At 72.0% G+C, this 21,572-nt stretch carries 22 protein-coding genes and 2 riboswitches; of the genes, 12 read left to right on the top strand and 10 right to left on the bottom strand.

Annotated elements, in window-relative coordinates:
- The gene (locus tag K4S16_RS04380) at positions 1 to 945 is read right to left on the bottom strand and encodes a bifunctional adenosylcobinamide kinase/adenosylcobinamide-phosphate guanylyltransferase (RefSeq protein ID WP_149257458.1); all 945 of its coding nucleotides are present in this window, start codon (positions 943 to 945) and stop codon (positions 1 to 3) included.
- Positions 946 to 1,010: 65 nt separating this feature from the next.
- On the opposite strand from K4S16_RS04380, the gene K4S16_RS46370 reads away from it, so the two are divergent.
- Positions 1,011 to 1,925 (top strand): thioredoxin domain-containing protein, encoded by a 915-nt coding sequence (locus tag K4S16_RS46370; protein ID WP_149257457.1) that lies wholly within the window; start codon positions 1,011 to 1,013, stop codon positions 1,923 to 1,925.
- Between the two features lie 37 nt (positions 1,926 to 1,962).
- The gene (locus tag K4S16_RS04370; protein ID WP_149257456.1) at positions 1,963 to 2,160 is read left to right on the top strand and encodes a hypothetical protein; all 198 of its coding nucleotides are present in this window, start codon (positions 1,963 to 1,965) and stop codon (positions 2,158 to 2,160) included.
- 87 nt (positions 2,161 to 2,247) lie between these two features.
- Here the strand turns inward: K4S16_RS04370 and K4S16_RS04365 are convergent, their stop codons facing one another.
- Together K4S16_RS04365 and K4S16_RS04360 are read right to left on the bottom strand one after the other, a co-directional pair.
- Entirely contained in the window at positions 2,248 to 3,249 is a 1,002-nt protein-coding gene (locus K4S16_RS04365) for an aldo/keto reductase family protein (RefSeq protein ID WP_149257455.1), read from the bottom strand.
- A gap of 111 nt (positions 3,250 to 3,360) precedes the next feature.
- On the bottom strand, positions 3,361 to 3,936 hold the full coding sequence (locus K4S16_RS04360; RefSeq protein ID WP_235036557.1) for a DUF3043 domain-containing protein: 576 nt from the start codon (positions 3,934 to 3,936) through the stop codon (positions 3,361 to 3,363).
- Positions 3,937 to 4,069: 133 nt separating this feature from the next.
- On the opposite strand from K4S16_RS04360, the gene K4S16_RS04355 reads away from it, so the two are divergent.
- The 4 genes from K4S16_RS04355 to K4S16_RS04340 all read left to right on the top strand — a co-directional run bounded on the left by K4S16_RS04355 (position 4,070) and on the right by K4S16_RS04340 (position 6,783).
- Entirely contained in the window at positions 4,070 to 4,879 is an 810-nt protein-coding gene (locus K4S16_RS04355; protein ID WP_200841680.1) for a PspA/IM30 family protein, read from the top strand.
- Positions 4,876 to 5,154, top strand: a complete 279-nt coding sequence (locus tag K4S16_RS04350) for a hypothetical protein (protein WP_149257453.1) — start codon at positions 4,876 to 4,878, stop codon at positions 5,152 to 5,154. The genes K4S16_RS04355 and K4S16_RS04350 overlap by 4 nt, the downstream gene beginning before the upstream one ends.
- A gap of 138 nt (positions 5,155 to 5,292) precedes the next feature.
- A complete protein-coding gene (gene htpX / locus K4S16_RS04345; protein WP_149257452.1) occupies positions 5,293 to 6,210 on the top strand; it encodes a zinc metalloprotease HtpX in 918 nt (305 codons plus the stop codon).
- A 3-nt stretch (positions 6,211 to 6,213) separates the two neighbouring features.
- Positions 6,214 to 6,783: a hypothetical protein gene (locus K4S16_RS04340; protein WP_149257451.1), complete on the top strand. Its 570-nt coding sequence runs from the start codon at positions 6,214 to 6,216 to the stop codon at positions 6,781 to 6,783.
- Between the two features lie 48 nt (positions 6,784 to 6,831).
- Here the strand turns inward: K4S16_RS04340 and nadA are convergent, their stop codons facing one another.
- The gene (gene nadA / locus K4S16_RS04335; RefSeq protein ID WP_149257450.1) at positions 6,832 to 7,986 is read right to left on the bottom strand and encodes a quinolinate synthase NadA; all 1,155 of its coding nucleotides are present in this window, start codon (positions 7,984 to 7,986) and stop codon (positions 6,832 to 6,834) included.
- A gap of 236 nt (positions 7,987 to 8,222) precedes the next feature.
- Here nadA and K4S16_RS04330 point away from each other — a divergent pair, with 236 nt between their 5' ends.
- Both K4S16_RS04330 and K4S16_RS04325 read left to right on the top strand, forming a co-directional pair.
- Entirely contained in the window at positions 8,223 to 8,585 is a 363-nt protein-coding gene (locus K4S16_RS04330; RefSeq protein WP_149257449.1) for an iron-sulfur cluster assembly accessory protein, read from the top strand.
- A gap of 221 nt (positions 8,586 to 8,806) precedes the next feature.
- Complete coding sequence (locus tag K4S16_RS04325) at positions 8,807 to 9,793, top strand: carbohydrate kinase family protein (RefSeq protein WP_149258024.1); 987 nt, start codon at positions 8,807 to 8,809, stop codon at positions 9,791 to 9,793.
- 143 nt (positions 9,794 to 9,936) lie between these two features.
- Here the strand turns inward: K4S16_RS04325 and K4S16_RS04320 are convergent, their stop codons facing one another.
- Both K4S16_RS04320 and K4S16_RS04315 read right to left on the bottom strand, forming a co-directional pair.
- A complete protein-coding gene (locus K4S16_RS04320) occupies positions 9,937 to 10,245 on the bottom strand; it encodes a sulfurtransferase TusA family protein (RefSeq protein WP_149257448.1) in 309 nt (102 codons plus the stop codon).
- Entirely contained in the window at positions 10,242 to 11,420 is a 1,179-nt protein-coding gene (locus K4S16_RS04315) for a cysteine desulfurase family protein (RefSeq protein WP_149257447.1), read from the bottom strand. The genes K4S16_RS04320 and K4S16_RS04315 overlap by 4 nt, the downstream gene beginning before the upstream one ends.
- A gap of 163 nt (positions 11,421 to 11,583) precedes the next feature.
- Between K4S16_RS04315 and coxB the strand changes: the two genes are divergently transcribed.
- From coxB to K4S16_RS04295, 4 genes are all read left to right on the top strand, one after another.
- Positions 11,584 to 12,375 carry a cytochrome c oxidase subunit II gene (gene coxB, locus K4S16_RS04310; RefSeq protein WP_149257446.1) on the top strand — a complete coding sequence of 264 codons (792 nt, stop codon included), beginning with the start codon at positions 11,584 to 11,586 and terminating at the stop codon, positions 12,373 to 12,375.
- Positions 12,372 to 14,039 (top strand): cytochrome c oxidase subunit I, encoded by a 1,668-nt coding sequence (ctaD, locus tag K4S16_RS04305; protein ID WP_149257445.1) that lies wholly within the window; start codon positions 12,372 to 12,374, stop codon positions 14,037 to 14,039. Before coxB ends, ctaD begins: the two co-directional genes overlap by 4 nt.
- Before the next feature lie 3 nt (positions 14,040 to 14,042).
- Positions 14,043 to 14,453, top strand: a complete 411-nt coding sequence (locus tag K4S16_RS04300) for a cytochrome c oxidase subunit 4 (protein WP_149257444.1) — start codon at positions 14,043 to 14,045, stop codon at positions 14,451 to 14,453.
- Between the two features lie 141 nt (positions 14,454 to 14,594).
- Positions 14,595 to 15,863, top strand: coding sequence for an Ig-like domain-containing protein (locus K4S16_RS04295; protein WP_235036556.1), 1,269 nt, complete (start codon positions 14,595 to 14,597; stop codon positions 15,861 to 15,863).
- A 7-nt stretch (positions 15,864 to 15,870) separates the two neighbouring features.
- Here the strand turns inward: K4S16_RS04295 and K4S16_RS04290 are convergent, their stop codons facing one another.
- The 4 genes from K4S16_RS04290 to K4S16_RS04275 all read right to left on the bottom strand — a co-directional run bounded on the left by K4S16_RS04290 (position 15,871) and on the right by K4S16_RS04275 (position 21,468).
- Positions 15,871 to 17,286 carry a M48 family metallopeptidase gene (locus K4S16_RS04290; protein ID WP_149257442.1) on the bottom strand — a complete coding sequence of 472 codons (1,416 nt, stop codon included), beginning with the start codon at positions 17,284 to 17,286 and terminating at the stop codon, positions 15,871 to 15,873.
- The gene (locus tag K4S16_RS04285; protein WP_149257441.1) at positions 17,283 to 18,551 is read right to left on the bottom strand and encodes a hypothetical protein; all 1,269 of its coding nucleotides are present in this window, start codon (positions 18,549 to 18,551) and stop codon (positions 17,283 to 17,285) included. The genes K4S16_RS04290 and K4S16_RS04285 overlap by 4 nt, the downstream gene beginning before the upstream one ends.
- A gap of 39 nt (positions 18,552 to 18,590) precedes the next feature.
- Positions 18,591 to 19,421: a CHAP domain-containing protein gene (locus tag K4S16_RS04280; protein WP_149257440.1), complete on the bottom strand. Its 831-nt coding sequence runs from the start codon at positions 19,419 to 19,421 to the stop codon at positions 18,591 to 18,593.
- An 8-nt stretch (positions 19,422 to 19,429) separates the two neighbouring features.
- A riboswitch (cyclic di-AMP (ydaO/yuaA leader) is annotated at positions 19,430 to 19,583 on the bottom strand.
- 139 nt (positions 19,584 to 19,722) lie between these two features.
- Positions 19,723 to 19,921: riboswitch (cyclic di-AMP (ydaO/yuaA leader) on the bottom strand.
- A 497-nt stretch (positions 19,922 to 20,418) separates the two neighbouring features.
- On the bottom strand, positions 20,419 to 21,468 hold the full coding sequence (locus K4S16_RS04275; protein ID WP_149257439.1) for a C40 family peptidase: 1,050 nt from the start codon (positions 21,466 to 21,468) through the stop codon (positions 20,419 to 20,421).
- Positions 21,469 to 21,572 lie beyond the last annotated feature (104 nt).

Below are 21,572 nucleotides of genomic sequence, written 5' to 3'. Positions count from 1 at the left end.
TCATCCGAGTTCCGTGACGCGGCCCGCGACGACCAGCGCCGCCTCCTCGGACTCGGCCGCGAGCCGCTGGTTGACCAGGCCGAGGGCGTCGCGGAACGCGCGCCCGGACGGTGTCGTGGGCACCAGCGACAGCCCGACCTCGTCGCTCACCGCGACGACCCGCGCCGCCGTGCCCCGCCAGGCCGCGACGAGGCCGTCCACCAGCGGCCGCACCCGCGACGGCTCCTCCCAGGCCTCCGTCTCGGCCATCGCGGCCGCGAGCCAGGTGCCGATGCCGTCCACCAGCACCGGGCCGGTCGCGGACGCGAGCGCCTCCGCGAGATCGGTCGTCTCCACCGTGCGCCACCACGCCGGGCGGCGGAGCCGGTGCGCGGCGACGCGCTCGGCCCACCCGGGGTCGTCGTCCCGGACCGGGCCGGTCGCGATGTAGAGGACGTCCGGGCACGCGGCCAGGCGCAGCTCCGCCTCGGCCGACTTGCCCGACCGGCCGCCCCCGAGGAGCAGCGTCCGGAACGGGCCGTGCTCCGAGCGGTTCCAGAAGGCCGTGCGCCGCTCCAGCTCGGACGGCGAGGGCAGGCGGTGGTCGACGTGCACGGCCTCGACCCGCGTCGCCGGCGTCACGGCCCCGACGCGGCGCAGGTACCCCAGGTGCTCCGGAGAACCCGCCAGGTCCAGCAGCACGGCCTCGTACTCGGCGCCCGCCGGCGGCTCCGGCCTGGTCCCCGGACCCGCCGCCACCAGCGCCCGCCCTCCGCCGGGCGCGATGACCTCGTACCCGCCGGGCACGTCCGTGCGCGGCAGGTCCTCCAGCGCGACGCCGTCGACCACGGCGGAGAACGGCGCGTGCCGGACGCCGGCCGAGCGCAGCCGGCCGCACGACGCGCACCGGCACCCCGGGGCCGGCCAGCCCTGTGCGGCGGCGATGCCGCGAAGCTCGATGTTCATCCCGTGGGGAACTCTACGGTTACGCTCGGCTCGAAGGATCACGACGTCCCCTCTGGAGGAGTCCGGTGGGCAACCCCCCGAACGCGCCCTGGCCCCCGCAACCGGGCCAGGGCGGGCAGCAGCCGCCCTACGGCCCGCCTCACGTCCCGCCGGGCGCACCCGCGCCGGGACCGCCCCCGGGACAGGGCTGGCATGCCGGGCCGTCCCATCCGCCCGGCACGCCCCCGATGCCGCCGCCCGGAACGCCGCCGCCCGGACGCCGGGGCGGCGGCGGCCTGGTGATCGCGCTGGTCGGCGCCGGGCTGGCGCTGGTGCTGGTCGCGGGCGTCGTGTTCGCCCTCCTCGTCCGGGGGGACGACGGCGGGGGAGACGGCGGCGGGGACCGGCAGCTGAGGGTCGGCAAGATCGCCGGCGGTGCGGAGGCCACGCCCCTCGCGGACGGGAGCCTCGTCATGGCCCGTCCGGGCGTCACGTCCCCGGTCGTCGACATCTACGAGGACTTCGCCTGCCCGCCGTGCGGCGCCTTCGACCGCAAGCACGACCCGATGCTCAAGCAACTGGCCGTCGAGGGCCGCGCCAAGGTCGTCTTCCACCCCATGCTGATCTTCGGCGAGGGGACCCAGCCGGCCCACGACAACTCGCTGCGGGCCGCGGCGGCGCTGCGCTGCGTCACCGACGGCGCGCACTGGCTGTCCTACCAGGACGCCCTCTACGCCCATCAGCCCGCCACCGAGAGCACCCCGGGCTACAAGGCGGAGGAGCTGCTGGCCTACGCGGCGCCGCTGGGGCTGACGAGCGGCGAGTTCACCTCGTGCGTGAAGAGCCAGCGCTACGCGGCCGGCGTGCGGACCGTCAGCCAGGGCTACATCTCGTCCGGGATCCAGGGCACGCCCAGCGTGCGGGTCAACGGGCGGACGCTCGCCCAGTCCGACACCGAAAGCCCGGACGCGCTGCGTCGCGCCATAGAGGCCGCGTCCTGACCGGCTAGTCTCACCGCGACGAGGGAGGTCGAGGGCGATGGCGTGGAGCTGGCGGCTGGAGAAGGCCGACGGGCGCATGATCGGCATGTCGGAGGAGACCTTCTCCACCCAGGCGGACGCGGAGAGCTGGCTGGGGGAGAACTGGCGGGGGCTGCGCGCCGACGAGGTCGACAAGGTCGCCCTGCTGGACGGCGACACCGTCGTCTACGGGATGAGCCTGCACGACCCCGAGTGACCGGCCCCGGCGACCCGGGGCGGCGGGGCCGCGAACGGCGAGGGCCGCGGAGCGTCGCGCTCCGCGGCCCTCCGGCACCTGCCCGGCTCAGGGGCGCCGGCGCGGGCTGACGGTCTTGGCCGGGTCGCGGATGACGACCCCGCCGAGGATCTCGTCGATCCGCTTCATCACGTCGGCGTCCAGCTTCACCCCGGCCGCCTTCACGTTGTCGGCGACCTGCTCGGGGCGGGACGCGCCGACGATCGCGGCCGAGACGTTCGGGTTCTGCAGCGTCCAGGCGATCGCGAGCTGCGCCATCGACAGGCCGAGGTCGTCCGCGACCGGCCGCAGGTTCTGCACCCGGGTCAGCAGGTCGTCGTCGAGGTAGCGCTTGATCATGTCGGCGCCGCCCTTGTCGTCGGTGGCGCGCGACCCCTCTGGCAGCGGCTGCCCCGGCTTGTACTTGCCGGTCAGGACGCCCTGCGCGATCGGCGACCAGACGATCTGCCCGATGCCCTCGCGCTCGCAGAGCGGGACGACCTCCTCCTCGATGACCCGCCACAGCATCGAGTACTGCGGCTGGCTGGAGACGATCCGGTCGAAGCCCATCTCGTCGGCGATCTTGAGGGCGCGCTCGATCTCCTCGGCCCGCCACTCCGACACGCCGACGTAGAGGACCTTGCCCTGCCGGACGAGGTCGTCGAAGGCGCGCAGGGTCTCCTCGAGCGGGGTCTCGTAGTCGAACCGGTGGGCCTGGTAGAGGTCCACGTAGTCGGTGCCGAGGCGGCGCAGCGACCCGTGGATCGACTCGAAGACGTGCTTGCGCGAAAGCCCCCGGTCGTTCACCCCGGGGCCGGTGGGCCAGTAGACCTTGGTGAAGATCTCCAGCCCCTCGCGCCGCTGCCCCTTCAGCGCGCGCCCGAGGACCTCCTCGGCGCGCGTGCCGGCGTAGACGTCGGCGGTGTCGAACGTGGTGACGCCCTCGTCGAGGGCGGCGCGCACGCACGCGCGCGCCGCGTCCTCCTCGACCTGCGAGCCGTGGGTGAGCCAGTTGCCGTACGCGATCTCGCTGATCTTCAGACCGCTCCGGCCCAGGTTTCGGAACTCCATGGCCCCGACCCTAGCCCCGGGTTGATCGTGCGATGCGCGGAGAACGCCGCCGCCGGCGCAGCGCAGGACACCGGCCGGGCCCCGTCTCCGGAGCCCTTTCCGGGCCCGTCCTCAGACCTTGTCCTTCTCGCCGATCCGCACCTGCGGGTTCGGGATCCGCAGCCGGCGGATCTGCATCGCGCGCATCGCGGCGTACATGCCGACGCCCTTGGAGTCCTCGCCGGGGTAGCGCTCGGCGGCCAGCCGCTTGATGCCGCGGCTCAGCATCAGGCCCTCAGCGAACACCACGAGGAGCAGCAGCGGCGGCACGAACAGCACCAGCAGCTTGGCCGCCGGGATCGGCAGCATGCTCAGCAGCACCAGCGCGAACATGAGGTACATCAGGTAGGAGCCGAACGTGCGGCGGGCGTCGACGTAGTTGCGCGCCAGCCGGCGGACCGGGCCCCTGTCCCGCTTGAGCATGTGCTTCTCGTCGCCCTTGGCCATGCCCTCGCGCGCCTTGGCGCGCTCGACGGCCTGCCGCTCCCGCACCTTGCGGTAGGCCTCCTTGCGGCTGGCCGGCGCCGTGATCGGCTGGCGGCGGCGCTTCTCGGCCTCGCTCCGCTTGGGCGTGGGGCGGCCCTTGCCGCCGGGCTTTACTACCTGAGGAGGATCCGGCGGGGCCTCCGGGGTACGACGCTTGAACACAGGTATCAGCCTACCGGCTGCGAACATCGTGGCTGCCTCGCGCGTTAACGCGTAGGGTGATAAGAACCCCAGCAGTGGTCATTGAGCCCAGTTCACGACTGAGGCGACAGCACGAAGGGACCGGCGCCGCGCGATGAGCGTGATGAAGCGAATGTCGATGATCTTCAAGTCCAAGGCGAACAGGGCCCTGGACCGGATGGAAGACCCTCGGGAGACCCTCGATTACTCCTACCAGCGCCAGCTGGAGATGCTGCAGAAGGTCCGTCGCGGGGTCGCCGACGTCGCCACCTCGCGCAAGCGTCTCGAGCTGCAGATCAACCAGCTCGAACAGCAGCAGAGCAAGCTGACCGACCAGGGCAAGAAGGCGCTGCAGGTGGGCCGCGAGGACCTCGCCCGCGAGGCGCTGACCCGCCGCGCCGGCCTGGAGGGCCAGCTGAACGACCTGCGCGGGCAGTACCAGCAGCTGCAGGGCGAGGAGGAGAAGCTCACGCTCGCCTCCCAGCGGCTGCAGGCCAAGGTCGACTCCTTCCGCACCCGCAAGGAGACGATCAAGGCGACCTACACGGCCGCCGAGGCGCAGACCAAGATCAACGAGGCGTTCTCCGGCATCTCCGAGGAGATGGGCGACGTCGGCCTGGCGATCCAGCGCGCCGAGGAGAAGACCGACACGATGAAGGCCCGCGCCGGCGCGATCGACGAGCTGCTGGCCTCCGGCGCCCTGGAGGACTTCTCCGGGCCGAAGGACGACATCCAGGCCGAGCTCGACCGGATGGGCTCCGGCCCCGGCGTCGACCTGGAGCTGGAGCGCCTCAAGGCCGAACTCGGCCAGGGCCCCGCGCCCAAGGAGCTGAACCAGGGCTCGCCGACCGCGCAGCCGCACCAGCAGCAGCAGGACGCCCCCCAGCAGGCCCCGTGGCCGCAGAACCCCGGGGGTGCCCAGTGATCGTCCGCCTGATGGGGGAGGGCCAGCTGGACGTGGCCGAGGACGAGCTGTCCTCCCTCAACACCCTCGACGCCGAGCTCGAGGCGGCGATCGAGTCGGGTGACGAGACCGCGTTCCGCACCGCGCTGCACGCCCTGCTGGAGAACGTGCGCAAGGTGGGCAAGCCGCTGCCGCCGGACAGCCTGGAGCCGTCCGAGCTGATCCTGCCCCCGGCCGACGCGCACATCGACGAGGTGCGCTCCATGCTGGGGGACGAGGGCCTCATCCCGGACTGACCCGGCAGGGGCCCCGGGCCGTCCTCCGGGACGGTCCGCGCGTGGGCAAGCGGGGGTGATGTTATGGACATCCGGGCACAAAACCCGTGCTCCGGGCGTTCGTACAAGTGAATAGGAGCAAGGACTGGGGGTGGCCGAATGGCCAGGACGCGTTACGCCTCCGACCGGGGGCTGACATCGCGCATGCTCGTGACGATGTTCCTGCTGGGGCTGGTGTACGTCGTCTTTGTGGGGGCATTTTTCGTCTTCGTACCGAATTGGGCCGGCGTCGCGCTGGTCTTCGCGGTGCTGTTCCTCCTCGCCCAGTACTTCTTCTCCGACCGCATGACGCTGTTCGCCATGCACGGCCGGGTCGTCTCCCCTCAGGAGGCGCCCGAGCTGCACGGCGTCATCGACCGCATCTGCGCGATGTCGGACGCCCCCAAGCCCCGGGTCGCGATCGCCGACACCGACGTGCCGAACGCGTTCGCCACCGGCCGCAACCAGAAGAAGGCCGTCGTCTGCGTGACGACCGGGCTGCTGCGCCGGCTCGACCCGGTCGAGCTGGAGGGCGTGCTCGCGCACGAGATGGCGCACGTCGCGCACAAGGACGTCGCGGTCATGACGGTCGCCTCGTTCCTCGGCATCCTCGCCGGCCTGATCACCAGGTTCGGGCTCCAGTGGGGCCTGTGGGGCGGGTTCGGCCGCCGCAGCAACGACCAGAACACCGGGCTGATCCTGCTCGCCGTCGTCGCGGCCAGCGCGCTCGCCTACGCGGTCAGCTTCCTGCTCACCCGCGCCCTGTCGCGCTACCGCGAGCTGTCGGCCGACCGCGCCGCCGCGCTGCTGACCGGCCGCCCCTCCGCCCTCGCCAGCGCGCTGACGAAGGTGAGCGGCGAGATCGCGCGGATCCCGACCAGCGACCTGCGCTCCTCGCAGGCGTTCAACGCGTTCTTCTTCACCCCGGCGCTCGGCAGGGGCGTCAGCGTCTCGGCGCTGTTCTCCACCCACCCGTCGCTGGACCGGCGGCTCGCGCAGCTGTCGAAGATCTCCGAGCAGCTCAGCAGGGGAGTGTGATCCGTGGGGTTCCTGGACACCCTGCTCGGCCGGTCCAAGCCGGCCAAGCCCGACCTCGACCAGATCTTCGGGCTGTCGACGGCGGCCGTCACCCTCGAGGCGGCGACGGGGTTCACCCCGACCGGGCTCGGCTCGGTGTGCTTCCGCGCGGCCGAGGGCGGGGCGTTCGCGCGGCTCCAGGCCGACGTCCAGGAGCTGCTGGACGCCGACGAGGGCCCCAAGGTCCAGATCAGCACCGACGGCTACGGCTACACGTGGCTGCTCGCCGAGCACCGGCCCGAGGAGCTGCCCGACCTCGTCACCGACCTGCACGCGGTGAACGCGACGCTGGAGGGGGGCGGGTTCGGCCCGCACCTGCTGTGCTCCCTCGTCGGGTTCAAGGGGCCGGACGGGCAGCGCCTTGCGCTCGTCTACCTCTACAAGCGCGGCACGTTCTACCCGTTCGCGCCGCTCCCCGGGGACAAACGCGACAACGCGCTCGAGCTCCAGGTGCGCGGCGCGATCGGCGCGGACCTGCGGTTCGAACGGGACCTCGGCCGGTGGTTCCCCGTCTGGGGCGCCCCCGGCCTCTGATCCCTCCGGCCCCCGCTCCCTTTCGGCCTCCGGATGCCCGGCGCCCGGTCAGGGCAGGGCGAGCATCTGGTCCAGAGCCATGCGGGCGTAGTGCGCGGTCTCCTCGTCCACCTCGATGACGTTCTCGACCTCGCCGGCGGCCAGCGACTCCAGCGACAGCACCAGGTGCGGCAGGTCGATCCGGTTCATCGTCGAGCAGTAGCAGACGGTCTTGTCGAGGAACATGACGTTCTTGTCCGGGTGGGCGTTCGCCAGCCGCCGGACGAGGTTCAGCTCCGTCCCGACGGCCCAGGACGATCCGGGCTCGGCGGCCTCGATCGTCTTGATGATGTACTCCGTCGAGCCGATCCGGTCGGCGGCCGTGACGACCTCGTGCCGGCACTCGGGGTGCACGAGGACGTTCACGCCGGGCACCCGCGCGCGGACGTCGTCGACCGACTCCTTGCTGAACCGGCCGTGCACCGAGCAGTGGCCGCGCCACAGGATCATCTTGGCGTCCCGCAATTGCCCGTGCGTGAGGCCGCCCTCGCGGCGGTGCGGGCTGTAGACGACGCAGTCGTCCAGCGAGAAGCCCATCTCCAGGACCGCGGTGTTGCGCCCGAGGTGCTGGTCGGGCAGGAACAGGACCTTCTTGCCCTTGCCGTAGGCCCAGTCGAGGGCGCGCTTGGCGTTGGACGAGGTGCACACCACACCGCCGTGCCGCCCGACGAAGCCCTTGATGTCGGCCGAGGAGTTCATGTAGGTGACGGGCACGACGTCGTCGGCGACGCCGGCGTCCTCCAGGACCTCCCAGCACTCCTCGACCTGGTCGAAGGTCGCCATGTCGGCCATCGAGCAGCCCGCGCCGAGGTCCGGCAGGATCACCCGCTGGTGGGCGGCGGTCAGGATGTCGGCCGACTCCGCCATGAAGTGGACGCCGCAGAAGACGATGTAGGGCGCCTCGGGGCGGGCCGCGGCCCGCTGGGCCAGCTTGAACGAGTCGCCGGTGACGTCGGCGAACTGGATGACCTCGTCGCGCTGGTAGTGGTGGCCGAGCACGAACACCCGGTCGCCGAGCGCCGCCTTGGCGGCGCGGGCCCGCTCGACGAGGGCGGGGTCGGACGCCGGCGGCAGCTCGCCGGGGCAGTCCACGCCGCGTTCGCTCGCGGGGTCGGCACCGCTGCCGAGCAGCAGCAGCGGAAGGTCGCGCACTGGGGTGGTCACGGCGGTCTCCCTTCGCGACGGGACTTATCGTCGCTTTGACGACTAATGATGGCACACACACCGGGGTGGTGGCGGTGTGACGTAGAACGCACCCGCCCATGGCGTTAAACATCGCCGAGAAGCGGAATGGCCATGTAGCGAGGTACGTTGTCCTACGGGAAGAGGCGTGAGACGTCTTCGAGGACAAGCGACAGTCCGCCGCGACCGCGGCGCAGCGAGACCCGGGAGCTGAACACATGACGGTTTCAGGCGAGACCACGCAGGAGACCACGCAGCAGGGCGTCATCCTCACCGACGCCGCCGCCGAGAAGGCCAGGGGCCTGCTCGAGCAGGAGGGCCGCGACGACCTTGCGCTGCGTGTCGCCGTGCAGCCGGGCGGCTGCTCCGGTCTGATCTACCAGCTCTTCTTCGACGAGCGGGAGATGGACGGGGACCAGATCCAGGATTTCGGCGGCCTGTCGGTGCGCGTCGACCGGATGAGCGCGCCCTACCTGACCGGCGCCACCATCGACTTCGTCGACACGATCGAGAAGCAGGGCTTCACGATCGACAACCCGAACGCGTCGGGTTCCTGCGCCTGCGGCGACTCCTTCAACTGACGCCCGCCGAGCGCGCTGACACGCGCCGAGCGCGACGGCCCCCGAGGGGCCGCGAGGGGCGGGCCGGGCCACTGGGCCCGGACCGCCCCTTCCTGCTGCCCTCCGGCGGTGGACGCGGCGAAGTGTCGCAGGGCGGCCATCTGTGGTGCGATGGTGAGTAGCCTGACGGGTTCGTACAGCCGGTGAAACAGCCGGACGACCACGACGAGGAGAGCGACGCCGTGCGCATCGCCGTGACCGGGTCCATCGCGACCGACCATCTGATGACCTTCCCCGGGAAGTTCACCGACCAGCTCCTGCCCGACCAGCTCGACCGGGTGTCGCTGTCCTTCCTGGTGGACGAGCTGGAGATCCGCCGCGGCGGCATCGCCGCCAACATCTGCTTCGGCATGGGCAGCCTCGGCAAGGAGTCCATCCTCGTCGGCTCCGTCGGCGACGACTTCGCCGACTACCGCTCCTGGCTCGAACGGCACACGGTCGACACCGCCTCGGTGCACGTGTCCGAGATCCACCACACGGCGCGCTTCCTGTGCACCACCGACCAGGACCAGAACCAGATCGCCACGTTCTACGCCGGCGCGATGAGCGAGGCCCGCTCCATCGAGCTCCAGCCGGTGGCCGACCGCGTCGGCGGCCTCGACCTCGTCGTCGTCAGCCCGAACGACCCCGACGCGATGCTGCGGCACACCGACGAGTGCCGCGGCCGCGGCATCCCGTTCGCGGCCGACCCGTCCCAGCAGCTCGCCCGGATGGGCGGCGCCGACGTCCGCCGCCTCATCGACGGCGCCGCCTACCTGTTCAGCAACGAGTACGAGAAGGCGCTCGCCGAGGAGAAGACGGGCTGGTCGGGGGAGGAGATCCTGTCCCGGGTCGGCGTGCGCGTCACCACCCTCGGCGCCAAGGGCGTCGTCATCGACCGCGAAGGCGAGGAGGGCGTGCACGTCCCGTGCGTCCCGGTCGACTCGGTCGTCGACCCGACCGGCGTCGGCGACGCGTTCCGCGCCGGCTTCCTGTCCGCGACCGCCTGGGGCCTGCCGCTCGAACGCGCCGCCCAGGTCGGCAACGCCATCGCCGCGCACGCCCTCGAGGCCGCCGGCCCGCAGGAGTACACGCTCGGCCGCCGGGCGTTCCTCGACCGCTTCGCGGCCGTCTACGGCGCCGACGCCGCGGCCGACATCGAGCCGCACGTCGCCTGCCCGACCCCGTAAGACCGCCAGATCCGGGCATGCACGAAGGGCCGCGCCGAACCGGCGCGGCCCCTCTGTGTTCCCGGCTTCCGTGTCTCCGGGCGTCCGCGCGCCCGGACCCGCCGCGGTGCCTCGGCCCTCCGCGGCCCCGGTCTTCGCGGCCCCTAGTACGTGCGGCGGATGTGGAAGCCCCAGCCGCCCTGCTGGAGCGTCTCCTCGCGGACGAAGTCCTGGGACTTCATCCGGCACCAGGCGGGGACGTCGGTGCGGGCGGCGGCGTCGTCGGCGAGGACCGCGACGATCTGCCCCACCGGGACCTCCCTGATCCGCTCGGCCAGCATGATGATCGGGATGGGGCACTTGCGGCCCAGCGCGTCGATGACGAGCACGGGCGGCGGGCCCTCCGGCTCCGCGGGGGGCGGCGCCGCGTCGCCGGGCGGGGGACCGGTCCTGGCGCGGCCTCGGAACCTCATGGGCGCGACCGCCTCCCTGTCTCGAGGGTGTTCATCGTCGTCCGGCGGAGGCGGGCGACGGCATCGGGGAGCGCGGTGAGGAACCGGTCCACGTCCTCCGAACCGACGCCACGCGGCAGCGATACCCGCACGTTCCCATGGGTAATCACTCCCATCGCCTCCAGCACATGGCTCGGACGCAGCGTATCCGCCGTGCACGAGCTGCCGGAGGAAACCGCGAAACCCAGCCGGTCCAGTTCGGTCAGCAGCGCCTCGCCCTCCACGTACAGGCACGAGAACGTGACCAGGTGGGGGAGCCGCCGGACCGGGTCGCCGACCACCTCGACGTCGGGGACGCTCCGCGGTACCTCCGTCCGGATGCGGTCCACCAGAGCGGAGATGCGCGGCGCGTCCGCCGCCATGTCGGCGCGGTAGGCCACCAGCGCGGCGGCGGCCGCCGCGATGGCGGGGACGTTCTCGAACCCGGGGACGCGGCGCCCCTCGCGCTCGTCGTCCGGCAGCGGCGAGCGCCACCGGGCGCCCTTGCGGACGGCGAGCACGCCGACGCCGGCGGGGCCGCCCCACTTGTGGGCGCTGCCCGCCAGGTACGACCACCCGCCGGGGACGTCGGCCCGGCCGATGGACTGCGCCGCGTCGACGAACAGCGGCACGCCGGCGGCGCGGCAGGCCTCCGCGACCTCGGCGACGGGCTGGAGGGTGCCGACCTCGTGGTTGGCCGACTGGAGGCAGGCCAGCGCGGTGTCGGGGCGCAGCGCCGCGGCGAACTCGGCGGCGTCGACGCGCCCGGTGCGGTCGACGCCGACGAGGGTCACCTCGCCGCCGTCGCGCTCGTGCAGCTCGGCGGCGTGCAGGACGCTGGAGTGCTCGACGGCGCCCGCGACCAGGTGCCGCCCGGCGCGCCGGCGCGCCTGGAGCCCCCCGAGGACCGCCAGGTGCACCGCCTGGGTGCCCGATGAGGTGAACGACACCTCGTCGGCACGGGCCCCCAGGACGCCGGCGACACGCGCGCGGGCGCGGTCGAGCAGCAGCCGGGCGCCGCGGGCCGTCCCGTACAGCCGGGCGGGATCGGCCCAGGCCGCGTCCAGCGCCTCGAGCAGGGCGGCGCGGGCCGCCGGGTGCGGCGGCTCGGTGGACGCGGCGTCGAAATAGCCGCCCGGAGTGCTCGGTCGTGCCACGTGAGAACACTAACCGGGCACCCGATCGGGGGTTCGCGCGACCCTCGCGCTAGGGTGTCCACCACACGTGTAAACACCGATCTCTCCGCCCGGCCGACCGGGCTTTCATCCGTGGGGAAGGCATTCCGTGAGTCCGACCCGCTCTAGGGAGCGGCGTACGCCTGTGCGCAGTCGCCGCGCATTGAAAAGCGCCGGCGCGCTAGGACTGCTGGCGCTGTCCGCCACCGCGTGCAGCGGTAGCCGCTTGGGCCTGCCCGAGCCGATCAGCGTCCAGGGCGAGCGCATGCTGAAGCTCTGGCAGGGCTCCTGGATCGCGGCGTTCGCGGTCGGGGCCGTGGTCTGGGGCCTGATCATCTGGGCGGTGCTGTTCCACCGCAAGCGCTCCGACGACCTGCCGCCGCAGGTCCGCTACAACATGCCGATCGAGATCCTCTACACGGCGGTCCCGTTCGTCATCATCGCGGTCCTGTTCTACTTCACCGCGAGGGACGAGAACTTCGTCGAGAAGACCACCAAGAATCCGCAGGTGGTCGTCGACGTGACCGGGTTCCAGTGGAGCTGGCAGTTCGACTACAAGGAGAAGGACGCCGCGGGCAAGGAGAAGACGGTCGCCTCCGTCGTCGGCCAGCCCGTCGCCCCGAACGGGCCCGCCGCCGCCAAGCCGGTGATGACGATCCCCTCGGGCCAGACGGTGCGGGTGCGGCTGCACGCCAACGACGTCATCCACTCGTTCTGGGTGCCGGCACTGATCTACAAGAAGGACGTCATGCCGGGCTACACCAACGAGTTCGAGTTCACGGCGAACAAGCTCGGCACCTATGAGGGCCGCTGCGCCGAGCTCTGCGGCGTCGACCACAGCCGGATGCTGTTCCAGCTGCGGGTCGTGACGCCGGAGCAGTACCAGAAGTTCATCGCCGATTCGAAGCAAGCACTGGCCGCGGGAGGTGCCAAGTGACCGCGACGAGTCACGCACCGAGCGCGCCGATCGCCGCGCCGCGGACGAGCAAGGGGCGGATCATCGCCTCCTGGCTGTCGTCCACCGACCACAAGGTGATCGGCTACCTCTACCTGATCACCTCGTTCTTCATGTTCCTGTTCGGCGGTGTGCTCGCGCTCATCATCCGCACGGAGCTGTTCAAGCCGGGGCTGCAGGTCGTCAGCAACGAGCAGTTCAACCAGCTGTTCACCATGCACGGCACGATCATGCTGCTGATGTTCGCGACGCCGCTGTTCGCGGGCTTCACCAACGTCATCATGCCGCTGCAGATCGGCGCGCCCGACGTGGCGTTCCCCCGGCTGAACATGCTGGCGTACTGGCTGTTCCTGTTCGGCAGCCTGATCGTCATCGCGGGCTTCCTGACCCCGGGCGGCGCGGCCAGCTTCGGCTGGTTCGCCTACGCCCCGCTGTCGGACGCGGTCCGCTCGCCGGGCGTCGGCGGCGACATGTGGGTGATGGGCCTCGCGATGTCGGGCTTCGGCACCATCATGGGCGCGGTCAACTTCATCACCACGATCCTGTGCATGCGGGCGCCGGGGATGACGATGTTCCGGCTGCCGATCTTCACGTGGAACGTCCTGCTGACCTCGATCCTGGTCCTGATCGCCTTCCCGCCGCTGGCCGCGGCGCTGCTGGCGCTCGAGGCCGACCGCAAGCTCGGCGCGCACATCTTCGACGCCGCGCACGGGGGCGCGCTGCTCTGGCAGCACCTGTTCTGGTTCTTCGGGCACCCGGAGGTCTACATCATCGCGTTGCCCTTCTTCGGCATCGTGACGGAGATCCTCCCGGTCTTCAGCCGCAAGCCGGTGTTCGGCTACATCGGCCTGGTCTTCGCGACCATCAGCATCGCGGGCCTGTCCATCACCGTGTGGGCGCACCACATGTTCGTCACCGGCCAGGTGCTGCTGCCGTTCTTCTCCTTCATGACGTTCCTCATCGCCGTGCCCACGGGGGTGAAGTTCTTCAACTGGGTCGGGACCATCTGGCGAGGACAACTGACGTTCGAGTCGCCGATGCTGTGGTCGCTGGGCTTCCTCGTGACCTTCCTGTTCGGCGGTCTCACCGGCGTCATCCTGGCGTCGCCGCCGATGGACTTCCAGCTGTCGGACTCCTACTTCGTGGTGGCGCACTTCCACTACGTCGTGTTCGGCACCGTGGTGTTCGCGATGTTCGCGGGCTTCTACTTCTGGTGGCCGAAGTTCACCGGCAAGATGCTGAACGACACCCTCGGCAAGGTCCACTTCTGGATGCTGTTCATCGGCTTCCACGGCACCTTCCTCATCCAGCACTGGCTGGGCGCCGCGGGCATGCCGCGCCGGTACGCCGACTACGCGAACGAGTTCCACGGGCTGAACGAGATCTCCAGCATCTTCTCGTTCGTGCTCGGCGCGTCGATGCTGCCGTTCTTCTACAACGTCTACATCACGTGGAAGCGCGGCAAGCGCGTCGACGTCGACGACCCGTGGGGCTACTCCAACTCGCTGGAGTGGGCGACGTCCTGCCCGCCGCCGCGGCACAACTTCAACTCGATCCCGAAGATCCGTTCCGAGCGGCCGGCGTTCGACCTGCACCACCCGCACGTGGGTGCCAAGGGCGAACTGGCCGGGGCGAAGGGGGAGTAGCCGATGCGCGTCCAGGCGTTCATGTTCTACGGTTGCGCGGTCTTCTTCCTCGCCACCGACATCGTGTACTGGCTCTGGTCCAAGGACTGGACGGGCACGACGGCGCTCGCGCTCGCGGTCGGCCTCGCCGGGCTCATCGGGTTCTACGTCCACTTCACGATCCGGCGCCTCGAGCGCGCCAACGCCGGGCCGCTGTACGAGGACGACCCGGAGGGCGAGATCGCGGACGCGGCCGGCGAGCTGGGCTTCTTCAGCCCGCACAGCTGGTGGCCGCTGTTCGTGGGGCTGTCGGCCTCGGCCGTGGCGCTCGGCGTCGTGTTCGGCTGGTGGCTGGTCATCCTCGGCGCCGCCGCCGCGGTCCTCACATCGATCGGAATGGTGTTCGAGTACTATCGGGGTCATTTCGCCCACTGATCAGTAAAAGATCCCCATCGGGGGCCGGTGTCCGCTTTGTAGCGGGTACCGGCCCTTTCACACATACTGGGCGCCGCTCCAGCGACCGGGCTGGGCAGCGGACCGATCGCCCAGGTGAACGACCGGGGGGTCCACATGCGGGTGAGTGGCTCGAGACCGGGAGGCCGGGGGCGGTACACCGCCGTGCTCGTCGGCGCGGGCGTGGTGGCGGGTGCCGCGGCGTGTTCGGGAGGCGTCGCACCGGACGGCAGGGACGAGGTGAAGCTCGCGGTGTCCCCGGGCGGGGGCGGCGGCAAGCTCAGGCCGGACAGCCCCATCGCCGTCGAGGCGCGGCACGGCACGATCGAGAACGTGACGGTGGCGACGAAGGACGGAGTGGTCGAGGGCGACCTGAGCGCCGACCGGACCCGGTGGCGGTCCCGGTGGACGCTGAAGCCGGGCACGGCCTACACGGTCGACGCCACCGCCCTCGGCAGGGACGGCCGGACGCGTACGGTCCGCAGCGGCTTCACGACGGCCGAGGTGAAGAAGACCAACGACGTCTCGATCGAGGCGCCGTTCAACCGGGAGACCGTCGGCGTCGGCATACCGATCATCGTGCACTTCGCCCGCCCGGTGCAGGACCGGGCGGCCGTGGAGCGGGCCCTGGAGGTCACCGCCGACCGGACAGTGGAGGGCGGCTGGAACTGGTTCGGCGCCCAGGAGGTCGTCTTCCGGACGAAGCAGTACTGGCCCGCCCACACGAAGGTGTCGTTCAAGGCGCACCTGAGCGGCGTCCGCACCGGCCAGGGCGTCTACGGCGGGAAGGACTACGGCGTCGACTTCAAGGTCGGCGACTCGCACGTCTCCACGGCCGGCGAGGACAGCCACAAGATGGTCGTGAGGATCAACGGGAAGAAGGCCCGTACGATCCCGACGAGCATGGGGCGCGGCGGGGTCCGCAAGTACACCACGACCAACGGCGTCCACCTCGCGATGGGCAAGGAGGACCCGACCGTCATGACGTCGGAGTGGGACGGCTGCGGTCCCGGTTGCGCCGGGTACTACAGCCTGACCGTCTACAAGTCGGTGCGGATCTCCGACAGCGGCGAGTACGTCCACAGCGCGCCGTGGTCGGTCGGCGCCCAGGGCAGCGAGAACGTCAGCCACGGCTGCATCAACGTCAGCCCGTCCAACGCCAAGTGGTTCTACAACCTCTCCCAGCGGGGCGACCCGATCACGGTGACCGGGAGCAGCCGGGAGCTGGAGCCGGAGAACGGCTGGGGCTACTGGCAGGTCAAGTGGCAGGACTGGACGAAGGGCAGCGCCCTGAAACGGTCGGTCACGACGGCTCCGCACGTGGACGCGGCGACCCTGTCGGCGCAGCGGGGGGCCAAGGTCCCCGGTGCGCAGCGGGCCGAGGGCAACTGAGCGCCGGCTAGTGCTGCGGCGGCGGGACCCGGACGCGGTGCATGCGCGCCCAGTCGCGGGCCATGGCGATCCGGTCGGGGCCCGAGGGGTGCGTGAGCCACAGCAGGTACTCCGCCGCGTCGGGGTCCAGGTCCGAGACGTTGCGCACGGACAGCGCGTGCTGCATCGACACGAACGTCGACGGGTCGCGGGTGAGGTCCAGCGCGTGGACGTCGGCGCGGGCCTCGATGCGGCGGCTCACGAGGTTCTGGACGGGGGCGGCGAGCGTCGTCCCGGCCGTCACGAGCGCGAGGAGGAGCGCGATGGACCTCGGGTCGGCCGCCCCGCCGCCGCGGCGGGCGTCCGGGCCGGCCCCGCCGGGACCGGGCGCGCCGGGATCGAGCCCGGCGCGCCGCAGGAGGCGCGGGGACGTCATCAGCGGGTACAGCAGGCAGAGTGCCCCGGCCACGCCGAGCGCGCCCACGAGCGTGCCCCACAGCACGTCGTCGCGCTCGGCGTGGCCGAGCTCGTGCCCGACGATCGACTCGACCTGGGCGGGGGGCGACTTCAGCAGCGTGTCGTAGAGGACGATGCGGCGCGTGGAGCCGAACCCGGACACGTAGGCGTTGAGCGACGTCGTCCGGCGGGAGGCGTCCGCGACGAGGACGTCCTTGACGGGCACGCCGTCCCGGCGGGCCATCGCCAGCAGGTCGCTGCGCAACTGGCCCGCGGGCAGCGAGTGGAACTTGTTGAACACCGGTTCGACGGCGAGCGGGTAGACGAACGAGACGAAGACGACGAGGACGAACCCGCCCGCGGCGGCGCCCGTCCACCAGTAGCGCGGGAAGCGGCGGGTGAGGGCGTAGAGCAGCAGGAGGGCGATCGTGTAGATGACCCACGTGACGGCGAGGGACTTCGCCTGGTCGACGAGCCACGCGGGCCAGCTCTGCGTGGAGAGCCCGTAGCGGCGCAGCACCGACTCGCCCCAGACGTCGAACGGCAGCCCGGCGATGCGCAGCAGCGTGGTAAGGGCGAGGGTGGCGGTGATGATGCGCAGCCACCGGCGACGTGTCCTGGCGGTGACCCAGCCGATGAACCGTGCGCCCAGCGGGGTGAAGCCCAGCACCAGGACCAGGACGAGTCCGACGGCGAGCCCGGAGTAGGCGGGCGGGTTGACGGCCGAGTCGAACGCCCTGGAACGGGCGATCTCGGCGGGGGTGAAGTCCAGTGCGGGGTCGGGTCTCACGCGCCCGCCGGGGACGTGCCCGGGCAGCGGGCTCCACGGGGTGGTCAGGGCGAGGACGGCCGCGACCCCGGCGAAGAGAACGGCGGCCGTGACGGCGGCGGCGACCCGGGGCCGCCGTGCCGGGGCGCCGGGGGCGCCGCCCGGCCTTCCGCCGGCGGTGCCCTCGGCGCTGCCCTCGTCCGTCTCCGCCTCGCTCATGCGAGCTCCTCTTTCACGTAGTCGCGCCAAAGTGCGGTGAAGCGCTCCCGCGTGAGGCCCAGCACGTCGCGCAGCGCCGCGGCCTCCGGGGCACGCCCGGCGGCCCGGTAGAGCCGGACGAGCGCCGCCTCACCGTACCGGTCGGCGACCATCCGGCAGGCGAGCCAGGCCTCCTGGTAGGCCTGGGAGAGGCGCGGGGAGCCGCCGGCGAACGCGTCGGCCGCGGGGAGCGCGGACGGCGCCCGCCCGGCGGAGACCTCGCGGCGCAGCTCGCCCGCCGCCGACCGGGTACTGATCTTGACGCGCCGGTAGCCGACGTAGTCCGCGAAGCCCTCGATCAGCCACAGCGGGGTGCGCCGGTCGCGGGCGCCGCCGGTGGCGACGTGGGTCAGCTCGTGCGTGAGGACGACGTTGCGGCCGAGCTCGTTGAGGCGGCCGAAGGTGCCGGGGGAGATGATGACGCGGTCCTCGCCGCGGCCGTCCCCGGGGGCGATGGTGGCGAGCGCGGCGATCTGGCCGAGGCTCTGCCCGGGGCCGGCGAGCGCGGAGGCGAGGGAGGCGTCGGCGGGGACGAGCGCGACGACCCGCTGCGCCCACCCCTTGCCGACCACGGAGGTGACGACCGGGACGGCCGCGTCCAGCCGCGCGGCGATGCGGTCGAGGCCGGTGCCGTCGCCGATGACGAGTCCGGCTCGCCCCCTGACCGCCGTCAGGGGGCCGCTGTCCCAGATGTCGGCGTCGTCGGTGAGGCCGCGGGACGTCCCGTCCCCGACGACCGTCCACGTCCCGCCGCGCGGGGCCAGCGTGAGGTAGCGGGTGCGGGCCACGTCGCTCCTGTCGAAGCCGCGCAGCCTGTAGCGCACCTCGATCCGGACGACGGCGTTGCCGCCGTCCATGGCCTCGGTGTTGACGATGCGCTCCCGCCAGTTCTCCAGGGGGAGTTTCCGGAGGTTGCCGTACATGAGGGCCTGGGCGTCCCGGAAGGCGGCGGGGGCGTCGCCCACGCTGGCGAGGAAGGCCATGCGGTCGCCGTCGCGGACGGCGCGCGCGCGGTTGGCGAGGACGGCGGCGGCCGTCTCCGGGCTGAACGTCCCGGCGACCCGCGAGGTGGCGGCGCCGGCGCCGCCGGCGCCGGGCGCCCCGCCGCCGGAGCGCGAGCCGACCAGGCCGGCGCCTCCGGCGAGCAGGGCGGCGGCCCCGCCCGCGCCCAGGGCGAGGACCCTGCGCCGCGTGACGGTGGCGTCCTGCCCGGGGCCTTCCTCCATGGGCGCGATCCTATGCAGGACGCGGGGCGAGGGGCGGCATCACGACCGGTAGTCCGGGTAGCCGTAGCCGACGACGTCGTCTGTGGAACGTTCCTTTACGCGGACGGCGTTGTCGGTGTTGCCCTCGACGGCCTCGATCGTGCCGTCGTCGATCTCCTCGACGACCAGGCCGACGTGCCGGATGTCGTCGAAGGACTTGCCGCCGTCCCACGCGTAGAAGACGATCGCGCCGGGCCTCGGCTCGGTGCCCCAGCGCCCGTGCTCCTGGAACCAGCGGGCGTGCGCGACCGTCCAGGCGTCGCTGCCGACCTGGTCGCCGAAGCCGATCTGCTCGCCGACCCAGGAGACGAACATGTCGCACCAGTTCGCGTCGCTGTAGCCGTCGAGGGACCCGCCGTCGCGCGCGAGCGTCTCCCGCGCGCGGGACGTGGACATGTACCACTCCTGGAACTTGGTCTCGCCGCCGCCGTCCTCCTCGACGCCCACCTGCGAGCGGGCGAGCCTGATGGCCTGCGCGGCGGTGGGCCGCGACTTCCCGGCCGCTCTGGCGGAGGGCCTGCCGGACGACACGGCCGACGGCCGCTCGGGCCGGGTCTTCTTGGGGGTCTTCGAGGCGCGGATCCTGGGCTCGCCCTCGGACTTGCGCCTGGACGGGTCGCCGTGCGCCGCCAGGCCGGGGGCCAGGTCGGCCGCGGCGGCGGACCTCACCGGGGTGGAGCCGAACGGCAGGACCGACGCCTGCGCCGTGGCGGCGGCGGTGCCGAGCACGGCGGCGCCGACGACGACGCCGCCGGTCGTCCGCCACGTGATGGAAAGGGGGTGCGGCTTCCGGTGCTTGCCCGGGGCCTTCTTGCGGTGCGCGCGTGGCACGGGGGGTCTCCTCGGCTTCCATGGCGCCTACCGGGTTAGCTGACGGGTTCGGGCGTGGAAGCCGCCCTACGGCCGCGAAGGCAGGCCGATTCACCCCGAAAGGACACAGTGGGTCCCCGGTTCCGCGTCGGACGCGCATGCGGGGCACGGCGGTCCGCGGATTCGGCGGTGGCGTGCCCGGGGGCGGGCACACCGGTTCGGATTGGGGGAGCTCCGGCGGCGGGGGGCGCCTGCGGAGCGAAAGGGGGGCCGGGGCGTGGTCGCGTGGCGGCCACGCCCCAGGTACCGCTGCGGGATTCTCTCCTTCTCTTCCAGACGCCTACCGGGTTAGCTGACGGGTTCGGGCGTGGAAGTGGCCCTACGGCGGCTCTCGCCGGTGCCCCGGGAGAGACGCGCCGATTCACCCCGGGTGCCGGAATGCCCGTCCGGAAAGACTCTCCGGACTCCGGCGGATATGGGTCCCCGGTTCCGCTCTTCGGCGGATTCGGCGCTGCCGCTGCGATCCTGGGGGCGATATGGGGCCCTGCGCGGGACCTGTCTCCCGCGTGCGAAAGAGCGGCGCCTGATGTTGTGTGCGGACGGCGCCCCGTCTCCGGGGCCGTCCGGGGCCTGCCCCGTGTAGGCCACTGCGGCAGCACGCTCGGCGCCATGCACGCGGCAAGCGTGCGCACGGTGGGGCGGGGGTAGGCCTGGTCTGCGTCGAGACCGTGCGGCGCCTGCGGGCGCCGCGGGACGGCACGTGGGGCGTGCCGCCCGGGGGTGCGGCGCGTGGCTCGCGCCGCCGTCACGCGGGTGCTGGATGCTCCGCGTGGGACCGGGGCGCCTGGGGGGCGCCGCGGGTCCACGGCGTCTGGAGGGCGCCGTGAGTGGTGACAAGGTACCAAAGCCCCAAGAGAAGGCAAACCCCCCCAAAATCAACAACGGACCAGGTCAAGCCCGGTCCGTTGTCGATGAGGGCCCCGTCACACCCGCGCCGCGGGGGTGTCAGGGCGGTGCGTCAGGGGCGTCCGGCGCCGTAGTAGTTGCTCAGGTAGTAGCCGGAGGTGATGTCGCTGATCTTGACGACGTCGCCGGTGTGCGGGGCGTGGATCATCTTGCCGCCGCCCACGTACATGCCGACGTGGCCGAGGTTGCTGAAGAAGACCAGGTCGCCGGGCTGCAGGTTGCTCTTGGCCACCCGCTTGGTCGCGGCGTACTGGGAGTTGGTGGTGCGGGTGATGCCGACGCCCGCGGCGGCCCAGGCCTTCATGGTCAGGCCGGAGCAGTCGTAGGAGCCCGGGCCCTCGGCGCCGTAGGAGTAGGGCTTGCCGAGCTGGGCGTAGGCGAAGTCGAGCGCCGCGCGGGCCGGACCGCTGGCCGGGCCGTTGTAGGTGCCGCCGGTGCCACCGCCGCCGCCCGGGCGCGACGGCGTGCCGCCGCCGAGCCGGCGCACGAGCGCCTTCTGCTTCTGGACCTGCTTGTCGAGCTCCTGCTTCTGCTTCTTCAGCTCGTCCTGCTTGGACTTCACCTCGTCGTAGGCGGACTTCGCCTGGGCCTGCTCGCGGCGGAGCCGCTGGGCCGTCGCGAGGAACTGGGTGAGCTGGGAGCTGCGCTCGTGCGACAGGTGCGAGAAGACGGCCGCCTGGTCGAGGATCGACTGCGGGTCCTTGCTGCCGACGAAGCCGGTGACGTCGGCCGAGTCACCGTTCTTGTACGCGGTGGCCGCCATCTGAGCGATCTTGGACCGCTGCTCCTCGAAGCTTGCCTGCTCCTGCTTGCTCGCCTTGGTCGCGGAGTCGAACTTCTTCTTGGCGACCTTGAGCTTCTCGCGGTTCTGGTTGAACTGCTCGACCTTCTGGTCCATCTGCTCGTTGAGCTTGTCGAGCTTCTTCTGGGCCTGCGCCCGGGTCGGCTTGGGCTCGGCGTGCGCCACCACCGGGGAGCAGGTCAGGGAGACCGCCACGGTCAGGCCGGCGACGGCCGCCAGGCGACGGGAGACGCCTCTGCCCGCGGAACCCGCCCTGCGGGCAGGCCGCTGCGCCGGTGCCCCGATGTGATCATTGGCCACGGTCGGTTTCGCCCCTCTCGTCCAACGACGTCAGCGGACGACATTAGCGAGGGGCAACAGCCGTCACAACCGATTCATCACTCTTTGATTGACATCTGCGGACA

Origin of the sequence: Actinomadura sp. K4S16 (assembly GCF_008327685.1) — a bacterium.
Lineage (GTDB): Bacteria > Actinomycetota > Actinomycetes > Streptosporangiales > Streptosporangiaceae > Spirillospora.
This window is presented reverse-complemented; position numbering and strand designations above follow the sequence as displayed.

What these genes read in the sequence shown, in the direction of transcription:
- K4S16_RS04380 (WP_149257458.1), bottom strand. Translation starts at nt 945, where the DNA reads ATGAACATCGAGCTTCGCGGCATCGCCGCCGCACAGGGCTGGCCGGCC.
- K4S16_RS04370 (WP_149257456.1), top strand. Translation starts at nt 1,963, where the DNA reads ATGGCGTGGAGCTGGCGGCTGGAGAAGGCCGACGGGCGCATGATCGGC.
- K4S16_RS04365 (WP_149257455.1), bottom strand. Translation starts at nt 3,249, where the DNA reads ATGGAGTTCCGAAACCTGGGCCGGAGCGGTCTGAAGATCAGCGAGATC.
- K4S16_RS04355 (WP_200841680.1), top strand. Translation starts at nt 4,070, where the DNA reads ATGAGCGTGATGAAGCGAATGTCGATGATCTTCAAGTCCAAGGCGAAC.
- htpX (WP_149257452.1), top strand. Translation starts at nt 5,293, where the DNA reads ATGGCCAGGACGCGTTACGCCTCCGACCGGGGGCTGACATCGCGCATG.
- K4S16_RS04330 (WP_149257449.1), top strand. Translation starts at nt 8,223, where the DNA reads ATGACGGTTTCAGGCGAGACCACGCAGGAGACCACGCAGCAGGGCGTC.
- K4S16_RS04320 (WP_149257448.1), bottom strand. Translation starts at nt 10,245, where the DNA reads ATGAGGTTCCGAGGCCGCGCCAGGACCGGTCCCCCGCCCGGCGACGCG.
- K4S16_RS04300 (WP_149257444.1), top strand. Translation starts at nt 14,043, where the DNA reads ATGCGCGTCCAGGCGTTCATGTTCTACGGTTGCGCGGTCTTCTTCCTC.
- K4S16_RS04290 (WP_149257442.1), bottom strand. Translation starts at nt 17,286, where the DNA reads ATGAGCGAGGCGGAGACGGACGAGGGCAGCGCCGAGGGCACCGCCGGC.
- K4S16_RS04285 (WP_149257441.1), bottom strand. Translation starts at nt 18,551, where the DNA reads ATGGAGGAAGGCCCCGGGCAGGACGCCACCGTCACGCGGCGCAGGGTC.